The sequence below is a fragment of the Pseudoalteromonas shioyasakiensis genome, assembly GCF_019134595.1.
Lineage (GTDB): Bacteria > Pseudomonadota > Gammaproteobacteria > Enterobacterales > Alteromonadaceae > Pseudoalteromonas > Pseudoalteromonas shioyasakiensis_A.
Map to the genome: position 1 here is coordinate 2428939 of NZ_CP077770.1, position 13656 is coordinate 2442594.

Below are 13656 nucleotides of genomic sequence, written 5' to 3' on the forward strand. Positions count from 1 at the left end.
AGCACAGATGGAAAAGTTAATAGATCAAATTAAACAAGGCAAAGTGTGGTCTATACCTGGGGGCATTCACCCACCTGGTCAAAAGCTGCAATCAACAACACAAGCCATTGCAAGACTGCCACTACCAGACAAGCTCGTTGTATCTCTAAAACAACACATTGGTGCTAACGGTAAACTTATTGTTGAAAAAGGCCAGCAGGTTCTAAAAGGCCAAGCATTAACTAAACCAAGCGGCAATTGGTCAGTGCCTGTGCACGCGCCAACATCTGGACTTATCAGCGATATTTGCCCAATGCCATCTGCTCATCCTTCAGCATTGCCTGAGCTTAGCGTTATTATTGAACCTGATGGTGAAGATAAATGGTGCGAGCTTAACCCTGTGCCTGATGCCAAAGTACTGTCGCATGATGAGCTTGTTGATATTATTCATCAAAGTGGTATCGCAGGTATGGGCGGCGCAGGTTTCCCAACCTATGTAAAAGCAGATACCCGTAAAGCCATCGAGTTTTTAATTGTTAATGCCGTTGAGTGTGAACCTTATATCACTGCTGATGATATGCTAATGCGCGAACATGCCGATGGCATAATTGCCGGTATTGAATTAATGCAGCAGCTGTTAAGCCCACAGCTGACAATTATTGGTATTGAAGATAATAAACCCGATGCTATTGCTGCCATGAAACAAGCAGCACAACATAACGACAGCATCATAGTGCAAACAGTGCCAACGGTTTACCCTTCTGGCGGTGAAAAACAGCTAATTAAACTGCTAACGGGCAAAGAAGTCCCAAGTGGTAGTATTCCTGCCGATATTGGTATGTTGGTGCAAAATGTCGGTACTTTGTTTGCGGTAAATCAAGCCGTACATGAAGGTAAACCTCTTATAGAGCGTGTAGTAACGGTAACCGGTAACACCATTCATAAACAAGGTAATGTGTGGGCTTTACTAGGCACTGAAATTAAACATTTATTAGACTGCCAAGGCTTTTCTCCGGTTCCACAGCAACGTGTGGTTATGGGCGGTCCAATGATGGGCTTTACTCTGCCAACTGTTCGCATTGGTGTCGTTAAAACGACGAACTGTATTTTAGCGCCAGATCACCAAGAGCTTGCTGAGCCGGGTGATGAAAAAGCCTGTATTCGTTGTAGTGCCTGTGCTGACGCCTGCCCTGCTTCTTTGTTACCTCAGCAATTACAATGGTTTGCTAAGTCTAAAGAATACGACAAACTCAACGAGCACAATTTATTCGATTGTATTGAATGTGGCGCCTGTGCTTATGTTTGCCCAAGCGAAATCCCCTTGGTGCAGTACTATCGTGTTGCTAAAGCTGAAATCAAAGAGCAGCAAGCAGAGCAAATTAAAGCAGAGCGAGCAAAAGAACGTTTTGAAGCACGTAAAGAGCGCTTAGAGCGCGAACAAGAAGAGCGTCAAAACCGCCATAAACGTAAGCCGGCTGCTAAGTCAGATGGCGAAAAACAAAAAGTGGCCGATGCACTCGCGCGTGTTAAATCTAAATCTGATGATAAAGACAGTAAATCAGCTGTCGCTGCAGCTATTGCCCGTGCGAAAGCGAAAAAGCAAGGTGCAGAGATTGAGCCTGATAACTCTGAAGTGGCTAAAGAACGTGCAGCACGTAAAGAACAAGCACGTAAATACAAAGAGCAAAAAGCACTAGAGCAAGGTGAAGAAGGCGTCGATAAAGACGATAAAAAGTCTGCTGTTGCTGCCGCTATTGCCCGCGCAAAAGCGAAAAAAGCCGCACAAGCTACAGAGGAAAACGCTTCTACTGAAACTGACGCTGCGCCAAAAGATGACAAAAAAGCTGCTGTTGCAGCTGCAATCGCTCGTGCCAAAGCGAAAAAAGCGGCGCAAGCTGCTGAAAATCAAACTGAAGCTGAAGCAGAAAGTACACCAGTTGATGACAAAAAAGCTGCTGTTGCTGCTGCAATCGCTCGTGCTAAAGCGAAAAAAGCAGCGCAAGCTGCTGAGAATCAAACTGAAGCAGAAAGTGCACCAGTTGATGACAAAAAGGCTGCTGTTGCTGCTGCAATCGCTCGTGCTAAAGCGAAAAAAGCAGCGCAAGCTGCTGAGAATCAAACTGAAGCTGAAGAAGATAGCGCGCCAGTTGATGACAAGAAAGCTGCTGTTGCAGCTGCTATCGCCCGTGCTAAAGCGAAAAAAGCAGCTAAAGAGCAAGCGCAGAGTGACGACTCTTCACAGCAAACTAATGATTCAAGTGCTGAGGCAGATGCCCAGCCAAAACCTGACGCTCCTGAATCTAACGAAGATAAGAAAAAAGCCGCCGTTGCTGCCGCTATCGCTCGCGCCAAAGCGAAAAAAGCCGCTAAAGAGCAAGCACAGAGTAACGATTCTTCAGAGCAAATAAATGATTCAAATGATGAGGCTGATGCCAAGCCGCAGTCTGATGAACCTGAGTCTAGCGAAGATAAGAAAAAAGCCGCTGTTGCAGCTGCCATAGCTCGAGCCAAAGCGAAAAAAGCCGCTAAAGAGCAAGTACAGAGTGACGAATCATCAGAACAACTTGATGATTCAAGCAATACGGATAATTCAAAACCGCAGGTTGATGAACCTGAGTCTAGCGAAGATAAGAAAAAAGCAGCGGTCGCGCGTGCCATTGCAAGAGCTAAAGCGAAAAAGTTACAACAAGAAGGAAACGATAAGTCATGAAACTAACCATGGCGAGTTCGCCGCATAATCATAGCCATAAATCATTAAGCCGATTAATGATGACAGTGATTGCTGCGTGTATTCCAGGCTTAATCGCGCAAGTTTTCTTTTTTGGTAGCGCTGTTTTAATTCAGCTTGTTCTCGCGCTTATTACAGTAAGCGCTTGTGAAGCTGCTGTATTGATGCTTCGTAAACGCAAAGTTTGGCCAACACTCAGTGATGGTGGTGCGTGGTTAACAGGCGTATTACTGGCGTTGAGTATTCCGCCTTTAGCGCCTTGGTGGATTATCGTAATTGGCTGTATGTTTGCAATTGTTATTGTAAAGCAGCTTTATGGCGGCCTTGGCTTTAATTTATTTAACCCTGCTATGGCAGCTTATGTATTACTACTTGTATCGTTTCCGGTGCAAATGACAAGCTGGTTACCTGTTAGTGATTTACTTGCATCTCCGATAAGCTTCTCACAGCAGCTGTCTGTTATTTTCAATGGCTTTACCAGCGCTGGATTTAGTGTCGATCAGTTACGTGTAGCGATTGATGGCACAACCATGGCAACACCGCTTGATACCGTTAAAACAGATGTAGCCCATCACCTAACGGTGGCTGAGAGTATGAGTAAACCTCTTTTTAATGACTGGTTTGGTCTTGGCTGGGGCTGGGTTAACCTCGGCTTTTTAATCGGGGGGCTTTATTTATTAAAAGCTAACATCATTAATTGGCATATCCCTGTTAGCTTTTTAGCCTCATTGGCCGTGTGCAGTGGTATTGGTTATATTGCAGCTCCTGGCACAGAGCCGGGCGTGGTATTTCATTTATTCAGTGGTGCAACAATGCTAGGGGCATTCTTTATTGCTACCGATCCAGTTTCTGCATCAACAACGAATAGAGGCCGTTTAATTTACGGTGCGTTAATTGGTCTACTTGTTTACTTAATTCGTACTTTCGGTGGTTACCCTGATGCTGTGGCATTTAGTGTATTGCTGTTAAATATGGCGGTGCCTTTAATTGATTACTACACGCAACCACGTACTTACGGCCATGGGGTGAAATAATGATTCTTTCCTCAATGACTAAAAACGGCGCTATTCTTACAGCATTTGCGCTTATTACCACAGGCACTGTAGCCCTGACTCATAGCCTGACCGCTGAGCGTATTGAAGAGCAAGAAAAGCAACAACTTGCAGAGCAACTTCAACAAGTACTTGATGCCCATCATTATGACAATCAACTGTACAAAGATTGTGTTGTGATAACCGATGAGCGCCTTGGCCCACGTCCAGAGCAAGTTATTTACCGCGCCTACAAAGACAATAAACCGTATGCTTTAGTGATGCGCCATGTAACACCAAGTGGTTATAGTGGTGATATCAACTTATTAACGGCGGTTTTTGCTAATGGTGAAATAGCGGGTGTTCGTGTCACTAAGCACGAAGAAACACCGGGCCTTGGCGATAAAGTTGAGGTCAAAAAATCAGACTGGATCACCCTTTTCAAAGGGCAAAATGTACTGGGTGAAGATGATAGCCGCTGGGCTGTTAAAAAAGATGGTGGCCAATTTGATCAATTTACTGGCGCAACCATTACACCGCGTGCCGTTGTCGGCTCAGTTAAACAAGCGGTGCTGTTTGCTCAAGTTGAATTTGATAATCTGTTTGCTGCACCAAACATCTGTCAAGGAGCCAAGTAATGAGCCAAGTTGAAACTTTATTTAAAGATGGCATGTGGGCCAATAACCCTGCCCTTGTGCAGTTATTAGGCTTATGCCCGCTACTTGCCGTTACCTCTACGATTACCAATGCTCTTGGCCTTGGTTTAGCGACTTTATTGGTACTGGTTGGTTCTAACGTCACCGTATCGATTGTGCGTAACTGGGTGCCTAAAGATATTCGTATTCCTGTTTTTGTGATGATCATCGCAGGCTTTGTAACCATCGTGCAGCTAATGATGAATGCCTATACATTTGGGCTTTATCAATCACTTGGGATTTTTATTCCACTGATTGTTACCAACTGTGCCATTATCGGCCGCGCAGAAGCATTCGCTTCTAAAAATACAGTGCCACTTTCAGCCTTTGACGGACTGATGATGGGACTTGGCTTTATGTTAGTTTTAGTGGTGCTAGGGGCAATGCGAGAGCTTATTGGTCAAGGTACGCTATTTGATGGCGCCGATTTATTATTAGGGCCATGGGCTGCTGCACTTCGAATTGAAGTATTCAGTTTTGATAACCAATTTTTATTGGCAATTTTACCACCGGGTGCCTTTTTAGGGCTTGGTTTATTGATTGCTGCAAAAAATGTCATTGATACACAAATAAAATCTAAGCAAGTTGTTACTCCAGAAGCAGAAAAAGGCCCAAGAGCCCGAGTAACAAGTTTAACTTAAAGGAGAGCACGCACCGTCACTGCGTGCTTTACGCAACCATGAATAAAGAAAAACGCTATGAGATCTTATCTCGTCTACGTGAGCAAAACCCACACCCAGAAACAGAGCTTGAATACTCAAGCCCGTTTGAATTATTAGTTGCGGTTACCTTATCAGCACAAGCTACAGATGTGGGTGTTAATAAAGCAACCCGTAAGCTATTCCCTGTTGCTAACACGCCTCAAGCGATTCTTGATTTAGGCCTTGAAGGCCTTCGTGATTACATTAAGACCATTGGCTTGTTTAATTCTAAAGCCAATAATGTCTATAAAATGTGTGAGATTCTGGTCAATAAACATAACTCAGAAGTACCAGAGAATCGTGAAGCGCTCGAAGCATTACCCGGTGTTGGCAGAAAGACCGCGAATGTTGTTTTAAACTGTGCCTTTGGCTGGCCAACAATTGCTGTTGATACGCATATTTTCCGCGTATCTAACCGCACTAAGTTTGCCATGGGCAAAGATGTAGTTGCTGTAGAACAAAAATTAGAAAAAGTGGTACCTAAAGAATTTAAGGTCGATGTACACCACTGGTTAATCCTGCACGGTCGCTATGTGTGCACGGCTCGTAAACCTAAGTGCGGCAGCTGTATTATCGAAGACTTGTGTGAGTTTAAAGAAAAGACTGAGTAGTTAAAGTCTACTCTAAGCAAACAATTTAAAGGTGATGCTCTTCACTTTCCACCATTACTCCATAAGCTCATTTTGCTAAATGTGCCAAACATATAGTGTGGCACATTTAGCCTAGTCATTATCGTGGGTTTTGGCTCACCTGCTTTTTAATAAACTCTCGCGTATCTCTTAACAGCGCCACTCTTGCTGGTTCGTGAACATACATCATGTGACCACCGTGATAATAGTGATAGTCAATTTTATCAGCGTATATACCGTGTCTGTTTAAGGTGTATTCAGCATCAAAAAATGGCGTGACAATATCGTAATACCCTGAGGCGACCATCACTTTCATTTGTGGATTACTGCGAAGCACATAAGATAAATCTGGCGCTGTATTAACGTATCTTGGCTCCCATCCTTGTCCATCAGGAGCTGTGCGCCAGCGCCAGTTATCTGATAACTCAGGGTCGCCAGGGTTTAAGTATTTTCTTTTCCACTGTACGTTTAAATCTGTACGCATGTATTTCATCAGTGCCGCTTTATATGCTGGCCCTATCACTTTTGACGCATCTTGCTTTGGAGCCGCCGTTAAATCGTCTCGTTCATCAAGCTTATAACGTCCATCAAGAAAACCTACTGCGACGCCCTCATCACGCAATAACTCTTTAGCGAATCTAAAGGCGTTAATGCGTAAATCAACCTGCTCAATATATTGTTTGCTAAGCCCTGTATAACGGTGAAGGCCGTCAACAATTCGCTTTCTGTCAGCTTTACTAAGGGCATTACCCTTGAATAATGCTGGAAGTAATTCATCAACTGCAAATTTTCGGCTCGCATCTATAAATGCTTCAAAATCTCCAGATGTGTCTACTTTTTTATGATACCAAGCGGTTGCAGCAAGTGTGGGTATGTAAGTGATGTAAGATATGATGTTATCGTCTACATAAGGGCTTGAACCTTGATAGTCTAAAGCTTGTGACACAAAAATAATGCCATTTACATTAATCAGGTGTTTATCCATCAGTACTTTAGAAACCGCTGCTGCTCGAGTTGTCCCATAGCTCTCCCCCAATAAAAATATTGGCGCATTCCAGCGATTTTCTTTTGTTAGCCACTGGGCAATAAAATCAGCAATAGAAGATGCATCTTGATTTAAGCCCCAAAAGGCTTTGCTGTCAGTGTTACCTAAGGCGCGCGAGTAACCTGTACCAACAGGGTCCACAAACACCATATCAGTCACATCAAGTATCGTCTCAGGCGCATCTTTTAATTCGTAAGGCGCCATTCCGGGATGTGAAGCATCGCTTGGTACAACAACTCGTTTAGGACCATAGGCCCCCATATGTAACCAGTTAGACGATGAACCAGGGCCACCATTCCAGATAAATGTAACGGGTCTGTTTTTGTTATCGCTTGCGGCTATGTAATCAAACGAAAAGATAGCAGCTGTAGGCTCTTCGTTTTTGTTTAATAAATAAGTTTCACCGGCTACAGCTTTGTATTTCAGCCTTTTGCCATTGAATGTGCCTTTATGCTGGGTCACAAATTTAGTGGCTTCGGGTATCGACTTTTTATTGTTTGAATCTGAGACTTCATCTGCATTAACTGCGTTCGTACAAAACGCAAACAATGTAGAGATGACTACAATTTTGAAATTGGCAACATACGCCATGTTTTATTCTCCCTAGCAGGCTTATCTGTATCTGGCTTGAGTGGCTTTATCACTCAGTGTGCAATTAACCTTTTACTTAAGCGATTACTTTTACAGCAAGCACATGTAATTTCAACTATCTGCGATTAACACGCAAAAAAGCCTAATCAGTATCAGAACAAAGAATATCAAAGTATTAATTTCACAAGCTTCCATCCTTTCGTTATGCTGTTGAGTAATGTGAAATTTTTTATGAGAGTTGCTATGTTACCTTTACTTCGTATCTTGTTAATTGAGCAAGATCCTGCCACCTTAAAAGAGCTTTCAACGAACCTAGCAAAAACAATCCCTAATTTTGAGCGCAGTGATGTTGATATCGACATTATTGAGTGCATTGAGCTCAAGCAGGCGTTGAAATATGTAGAGGAAGATGGCGATATTCAAGCTGTGGTACTTAGTTGGGATGTATTGAACAATGGCGAGCGCACCTATAGCCGTTTTATCGAGCAATTAAAGGGCATACGCCTAGAACTGCCTGTTTATGTTATTGGTGATGATACGAAAGGCTTGGAGATAGTTAACGAGTCAGAAGAAATTGAATCTTTCTTTTTTAAAGACGAAGTCATTTCAGACCCTGAAGCAATCTTGGGCTATATGATCAATGACTTTGATGACCGTTCAGAAACCCCGTTTTGGACCGCCTATCGTCGTTATGTGGGTGAATCGAACGATTCATGGCACACACCTGGCCACAGCGGTGGTGCTAGCTTTAGAAATTCTCCGTATATTAAAGACTTTTATCAGTTTTATGGCCGTAACGTATTTGTTGGCGACCTGTCGGTTTCTGTCGACTCGCTTGGCTCATTATCAGACAGCACCAACACCATAGGCCGCTCTCAAGAATCAGCTGCAGCGACATTTGAAGTAAAACATACCTACTTTGTTACCAATGGATCATCCACTTCAAATAAGATTATTTTGCAAACTTTACTGCGTAAAGGCGATAAGGTGATCATCGACCGAAACTGCCATAAATCAGTACATTACGGCATTTTGCAATCGGCTAGTTTACCTATTTATTTATCGAGTATTTTAAATCCTAAATATGGTATCTTCGCGCCCCCTTCACTGGCTGACATAAAGCAAGCGATTGAACAAAATAGCGATGCAAAATTACTGGTTTTAACTGGCTGTACTTACGATGGTCTACTTAGCGATTTAAAACAAGTGGTTGAATTTGCACATCAGCACGGTATTAAAGTGTTTATCGACGAAGCGTGGTTTGCTTACTCGCTTTTCCATCCAAGTTTACGCCACTACTCAGCTATAAATGCTGGCGCAGACTATGTTACCCATTCAGCACATAAAGTGGTTTCAGCGTTCTCTCAGGCGTCTTATATTCATGTGAACGACCCTGATTTCGATGCTGATTTCTTCCGTGAGATCTACAGTATTTACGCCAGTACCTCGCCAAAATATCAACTTATTGCCTCGCTGGATGTATGCCAAAAGCAATTAGAAATGGAAGGTTATAAATTACTGAATGCCCTGCTGAATCACGTTGCAGAGTTTAAACAGCAAATGGCTTCACTGAAACATATTAAAGTGCTCGACAAACAAGATTTCATGGATATATTCCCACATTTTAGTGGCGATAACATGGGCCACGACCCATTGAAGATCCTTATCGATATTAGCGAGTTACCGTATTCATTAAAGGATATTCATAAATTTCTGTTAGATGAAATTGGCCTTGAAATAGAAAAATACACACACAGCACCATTTTAGTTTTACTGACTCTTGGCGGAACACGCTCAAAGATCATACGTCTTTACAATGCACTGAAGAAACTCGATAGCGGTAAAGTAAAACTTGCCACTTCAATGAGACGCACACGCCTACCAGAGAATTTACCCGATATAGACTTAGCCTGTATTCCTAGTGATGCATTCTATGGCGAACGTGAATCTGTGCCCATTAGCAAAAGTAACAACCGAATTTGTGCTGGATTAGTCACTCCTTATCCTCCTGGTATCCCTCTTTTAGTGCCGGGGCAACATATCACTAATGAGCATATCGAATATCTTAAAGAGTTGGCAGGTCAGGGCCTGACAATTCAAGGGAGCTTTGATGGCGAAATTTATGTTCTTAAAGGTAAAGTGAAAAGCTAAGCTTTCGCTTATACCGCAAAAACCTCATTGTTATGCAGCAGTCCCTATTCATTGCTGCATAACATCCCCCTTTTCATATCAGAAGCGTAGCTATTAATTTAGAAGCATAGTCTTTACGCTTTGTCTCAATGCTACTGTGCATGCAATCGAAATAACTTATAATCCATTTTTGATAATTCTAATGCGCAGCTTTAAACCATGCTGCGTTATTGAAATTGTACGAATTTAAAGACAAGAAAGAGGATGCTTAAAATGCGCTTATTACACACAATGCTTCGCGTTGCTGATTTAGATAAATCAATTGAATTTTATACGCAGGTATTAGGTATGAAAGAGCTGCGCCGTGCAGACAACGAAGAGTACCGCTACACCCTTGCTTTTGTCGGTTATGGTGACGAAAAAGATTCGACCGTGCTTGAGCTTACTTATAACTGGGATACAGACAGCTATGATTTGGGTAATGCATACGGCCATATCGCTATCGAGTTTGATGATATTTATAAAGCCTGCGAAGACATTAAAGCTGCTGGCGGCAATGTCAGTCGTGAGCCGGGTCCTGTAAAAGGCGGTACAACTGAGATCGCATTTGTTAAAGACCCTGATGGTTATGCGATTGAGTTAATTCAGAAAAAAGATAACAACACTTTTTGATTCATACTGGCTATTTCAGCGATTGCTGAGATAGCCACTTTGCGAGTGCTTTTTCAAGTTCAGCAAAATTAATTGGCTTTGCGATATGGTCACTGATACCAATTTTTGCGCTTTTTTCGATGTCGTCTTTCATAGCATTAGCACTGATGGCAATAATCGGCGTATCAAAATCTGGCCTTGCGAGTAAGTTTTCACTGGCAGTTAATCCATCCATCACCGGCATTTGGATATCCATTAAAATCAGTGCGTAATCTTGTGTTAGAGTTTTCTCACAGGCAATTTGACCATTTTCTGCCAATTCATAATTTAGACCTAATTGAGTTAAATACTTAGTGATAACAATTTGGTTAATCGGGTTATCTTCAACAATCAATATTGGCTTGTCGACGGCTTTAAAATCGAATTGAGTGTCTTCATCAGGTTGATGTTCTTTTGCGCTAGCACCCTGTGGGTTTAGTGATTTAAAATTAACATTAATCGTAAACTCGGCACCTTTCCCAAGCTCACTGTCGATAGCAATATTGCCTCCCATCAAATCAATCATCCCCTTACTGATGGCAAGCCCAAGACCGGTCCCTCCATATTCACGAGTGGTGCTACTTTGCGCTTGAACAAAGGGATTAAACAGAGCCGTTAATTTATCTTCAGCGATACCTATGCCTGTATCTTTTACCGATAACTCGACAGCTGTCTGGTGTTCATCACGGCTTTGCAGAGTAAGCGAAAGAATAATCTCTCCTTGATTGGTAAACTTAACGGCATTAGAGAGCAAGTTAATCAGCACTTGTTTAACACGTATTTCATCACATTCTACATTCAGCGATTGTAATGAGGAGACCTCAAGCCGGCAGTCAACCCCTTTGGCATCACAGCTCGGTTTAAATAGTAAAATAAGGTCATGGCAAAGCGCGACTAAATCACATTGTCGTGACTCGAGCTCTATTTTATTGGCCTCTATTTTTGAAAAGTCGAGAATATCGTTAATCACGGTTAATAACACATCACTACAGTTATTAATTTGCCTTACAAACTCTGCTTGCTCTTGTGTTAGCGTGCTTTTATTGAGTAGCTGCAAAAAGCCCACAATACCATTCATCGGAGTGCGTATCTCATGGCTCATATTGGCTAAGAATTGGCTTTTAACTTGCTCAGAGCGCTCAGCGCGAAGTTTTTCTAATTGCAATGAAGTAATTTGTATATCAATGGTATCAGCCATGCTGCTAAGCGAATCTGCAATATCTTTAAACTCTTGATAATGAAAATCATCGGTATCTTGTTTGTAATTACCTAATGCATATTCTCGGCTAAGAGCAGTAATACGATTTAGTGGGTTATGAAGACGTGCCGTCAACCAACGCACTGAGATAAATGAAATAATAGAGAGTCCTACAATTAACAACCCTGCCAATATAGCCGTTTGCTTTACAGCGCTGGTGTAGGTGGTTTTTGCTTCATTAATTTGGAACTGTAAACTGGTTGGCTTACCTGCAAAAAAAACATTACTGATTGAGGCCTGCCCCATTAATTTGCCGTTATCGCCAGCATCGCCCACGCTATATAAAATGTTATCTTGTGCTGTAATTTGTACCTGCTTATCCGCTTGATAAACCGGTTGCTCATTGTGTATTGCAAGCCACTTTAACGCCTCTGATAAAGGCACAAAAGACACTAACACGCCCGTTTTAATTATTGGCTCACTGAGAGAATCTTGCTCATGTAGCAATGTAGATGTAATTGCCAGTAAGGCATTTTGTTTTGCCTCGGCAGGCGCAAATAATTCACTAACTTGGGGGTTATCGATAATTTGAACTGTGTTTTGCTCTGTTGATGCTCGAGCGCTGTCGAGAATGCTTTTTGTGAGTTTATAGTTCAAATTTAAAGAGGTAATAGGGTAACCTTCAACTATAAACCCTTGATTATCAATTACAATCGAGGCTTTTATCTGTGGGTTTTGGGCAACAAACTCCTGCAGTTGCACAAGCGCGAACTGTGAATACACCACTTTATTTGGCAGCTCAGTAATCGCTTTAGTGCTACTTAGTAATTGGCTGTTTTTCTCAAGCTTAAATAATAGTTGTTCAAGACTGGCCGCATTATTTCTAGCTTGCCATTGCAAACTCGTATTTGCTTGGTCAATTGAGCTTAAATAGAATCGCCCTATCATCAAACCTGCAAGGATCAGTAGGGGAATAATAACCAGTAGTAATACACTGATAAATAAGGCGCGACTAAAGCGTGGACTTCTCATTCATCCCCTTCATTGGCAATCGAACGTTCTGCCAACCCTTGCATAAAAAGCCCCGCTTGCTCAGCAGTTAAGGCACCACTGCCATAGCGAATAAATCCTTTATTTAATACTTCCCATACGATGATCATCGATGCGGTTGAAGGCATCGCTTTTGTAAATTGCATAGCATCAATTAAGGTTGCTAACTCTGTACCTTGTTGTGCTTTTAGATTATTTAAAACCTTAGTATTAACGGGGATATCTTGAAGCTTTTGCCAAACCAGGGTTTGAAATTTTTCTGCTTGAACTAATTTAGCAAATTGGATCAAATTGTCTTTATTAACGCCATTTAAAGCATCGTTTGGAAATGCTAGCACAAAGGTTGAGTAATAAGGCTGCATATACTCACCATTGAGTTTCGGTAATTGCTGTACCCCTAAATTATTACCCAATGCCTCTTCATACGTCTTTAATGCCCAAGCACCATCAATGGTGAAGGCGGCTTGCTGCGCTTTAAATGCATTACTTGAGCAAGTGTAATCGCATTGTCTATCAACCAGGTTTTCTTTATTTAAGTCCCAAACAAATTTGAGAGCTGATTTCATTGCTGGTGTATTTAGCTGAACATGATTATCTACAAGTAGATCGCCATTAAAAGCCGATAAGAACGGGATAAACCAATACATTTCCATAAAACTCCATGTAACGAGTTTCACTTTTTCAGGCAATGATGGTTGAATTTGGTATATATCCTGCCAATTTTCTATTGGTTGTTTAACAAACTGCTTATTATAAAAAAGTAACAGGTGATTCCCTTGAATGATGGGTATACCTAAGAGCTTGTTGTTTAGCTTTGCAGTTTCTAAGGTTCGTTTGTCTGTGGTATCAGCTATGAGTGAGTCCGGGATAACGCTGTAGTTGGCATATTTATCAAGGCCTAGGTGATCAGCGGGTACAATAATTACGTCTGTTGAGTTGCTGGCACTAGTATTTTGTACCAACCTTACCTTAAGCGCCTTTTGGTCAACCAATACAGAGTTAACCGTTAAACCGCTTTGCTCTGCAAACTCACCAAGCAATTGGTTAAAGTGTTCATGCTTCATGGTATGGGCTAGGTTTATCGTTGCTGCATAGCCATCAAACGTAACTAATAGCACCGCCAGCCAAAATACTCGCCACACGCTAATGTCTACTCAAAATGAATTAAAATTACTTTTTAGTTAAGCAC

Annotated in this window: 10 protein-coding genes; 7 read left to right on the forward strand and 3 right to left on the reverse strand. The window is 42.0% G+C overall.

What is annotated here, in order from left to right; translation table 11 throughout:
* Positions 1 to 7 precede the first annotated feature (7 nt).
* From rsxC to nth, 5 genes are read left to right on the forward strand one after another with little or no spacing between them, the layout of a single operon-like run.
* Positions 8 to 2689 carry an electron transport complex subunit RsxC gene (gene rsxC / locus KQP93_RS11335; protein WP_217874477.1) on the forward strand — a complete coding sequence of 894 codons (2682 nt, stop codon included), beginning with the start codon at positions 8 to 10 and terminating at the stop codon, positions 2687 to 2689.
* Positions 2686 to 3741 carry an electron transport complex subunit RsxD gene (gene rsxD / locus KQP93_RS11340; RefSeq protein ID WP_217874479.1) on the forward strand — a complete coding sequence of 352 codons (1056 nt, stop codon included), beginning with the start codon at positions 2686 to 2688 and terminating at the stop codon, positions 3739 to 3741. The genes rsxC and rsxD overlap by 4 nt, the downstream gene beginning before the upstream one ends.
* Positions 3741 to 4376 (forward strand): electron transport complex subunit RsxG, encoded by a 636-nt coding sequence (gene rsxG / locus KQP93_RS11345; protein WP_217874480.1) that lies wholly within the window; start codon positions 3741 to 3743, stop codon positions 4374 to 4376. The genes rsxD and rsxG overlap by 1 nt, the downstream gene beginning before the upstream one ends.
* Complete coding sequence (locus tag KQP93_RS11350) at positions 4376 to 5074, forward strand: electron transport complex subunit E (RefSeq protein ID WP_217874482.1); 699 nt, start codon at positions 4376 to 4378, stop codon at positions 5072 to 5074. The genes rsxG and KQP93_RS11350 overlap by 1 nt, the downstream gene beginning before the upstream one ends.
* A gap of 38 nt (positions 5075 to 5112) precedes the next feature.
* Positions 5113 to 5745, forward strand: a complete 633-nt coding sequence (gene nth, locus KQP93_RS11355) for an endonuclease III (protein ID WP_054553695.1) — start codon at positions 5113 to 5115, stop codon at positions 5743 to 5745.
* A 118-nt stretch (positions 5746 to 5863) separates the two neighbouring features.
* Here the strand turns inward: nth and KQP93_RS11360 are convergent, their stop codons facing one another.
* Positions 5864 to 7399, reverse strand: a complete 1536-nt coding sequence (locus KQP93_RS11360; protein WP_217874483.1) for a S10 family peptidase — start codon at positions 7397 to 7399, stop codon at positions 5864 to 5866.
* A 243-nt stretch (positions 7400 to 7642) separates the two neighbouring features.
* Between KQP93_RS11360 and KQP93_RS11365 the strand changes: the two genes are divergently transcribed.
* Together KQP93_RS11365 and gloA are read left to right on the forward strand one after the other, a co-directional pair.
* Positions 7643 to 9550: an aminotransferase class V-fold PLP-dependent enzyme gene (locus KQP93_RS11365; protein WP_217874484.1), complete on the forward strand. Its 1908-nt coding sequence runs from the start codon at positions 7643 to 7645 to the stop codon at positions 9548 to 9550.
* 252 nt (positions 9551 to 9802) lie between these two features.
* A complete protein-coding gene (gloA, locus tag KQP93_RS11370; protein ID WP_054553771.1) occupies positions 9803 to 10201 on the forward strand; it encodes a lactoylglutathione lyase in 399 nt (132 codons plus the stop codon).
* Between the two features lie 10 nt (positions 10202 to 10211).
* On the opposite strand, the gene KQP93_RS11375 is transcribed toward gloA, so the two are convergent.
* Together KQP93_RS11375 and KQP93_RS11380 are read right to left on the reverse strand one after the other, a co-directional pair.
* Complete coding sequence (locus tag KQP93_RS11375; RefSeq protein WP_217874486.1) at positions 10212 to 12449, reverse strand: HAMP domain-containing hybrid sensor histidine kinase/response regulator; 2238 nt, start codon at positions 12447 to 12449, stop codon at positions 10212 to 10214.
* On the reverse strand, positions 12446 to 13609 hold the full coding sequence (locus KQP93_RS11380) for a sugar ABC transporter substrate-binding protein (protein WP_217874487.1): 1164 nt from the start codon (positions 13607 to 13609) through the stop codon (positions 12446 to 12448). The genes KQP93_RS11375 and KQP93_RS11380 overlap by 4 nt, the downstream gene beginning before the upstream one ends.
* Positions 13610 to 13656 lie beyond the last annotated feature (47 nt).

Coding starts and splice junctions, on each gene's coding strand:
- rsxC (WP_217874477.1), top strand. CDS start 8: ATGGAAAAGTTAATAGATCAAATTAAACAAGGCAAAGTGTGGTCTATA.
- rsxD (WP_217874479.1), top strand. CDS start 2,686: ATGAAACTAACCATGGCGAGTTCGCCGCATAATCATAGCCATAAATCA.
- rsxG (WP_217874480.1), top strand. CDS start 3,741: ATGATTCTTTCCTCAATGACTAAAAACGGCGCTATTCTTACAGCATTT.
- KQP93_RS11350 (WP_217874482.1), top strand. CDS start 4,376: ATGAGCCAAGTTGAAACTTTATTTAAAGATGGCATGTGGGCCAATAAC.
- nth (WP_054553695.1), top strand. CDS start 5,113: ATGAATAAAGAAAAACGCTATGAGATCTTATCTCGTCTACGTGAGCAA.
- KQP93_RS11360 (WP_217874483.1), bottom strand. CDS start 7,399: ATGGCGTATGTTGCCAATTTCAAAATTGTAGTCATCTCTACATTGTTT.
- KQP93_RS11365 (WP_217874484.1), top strand. CDS start 7,643: ATGTTACCTTTACTTCGTATCTTGTTAATTGAGCAAGATCCTGCCACC.
- gloA (WP_054553771.1), top strand. CDS start 9,803: ATGCGCTTATTACACACAATGCTTCGCGTTGCTGATTTAGATAAATCA.
- KQP93_RS11375 (WP_217874486.1), bottom strand. CDS start 12,449: ATGAGAAGTCCACGCTTTAGTCGCGCCTTATTTATCAGTGTATTACTA.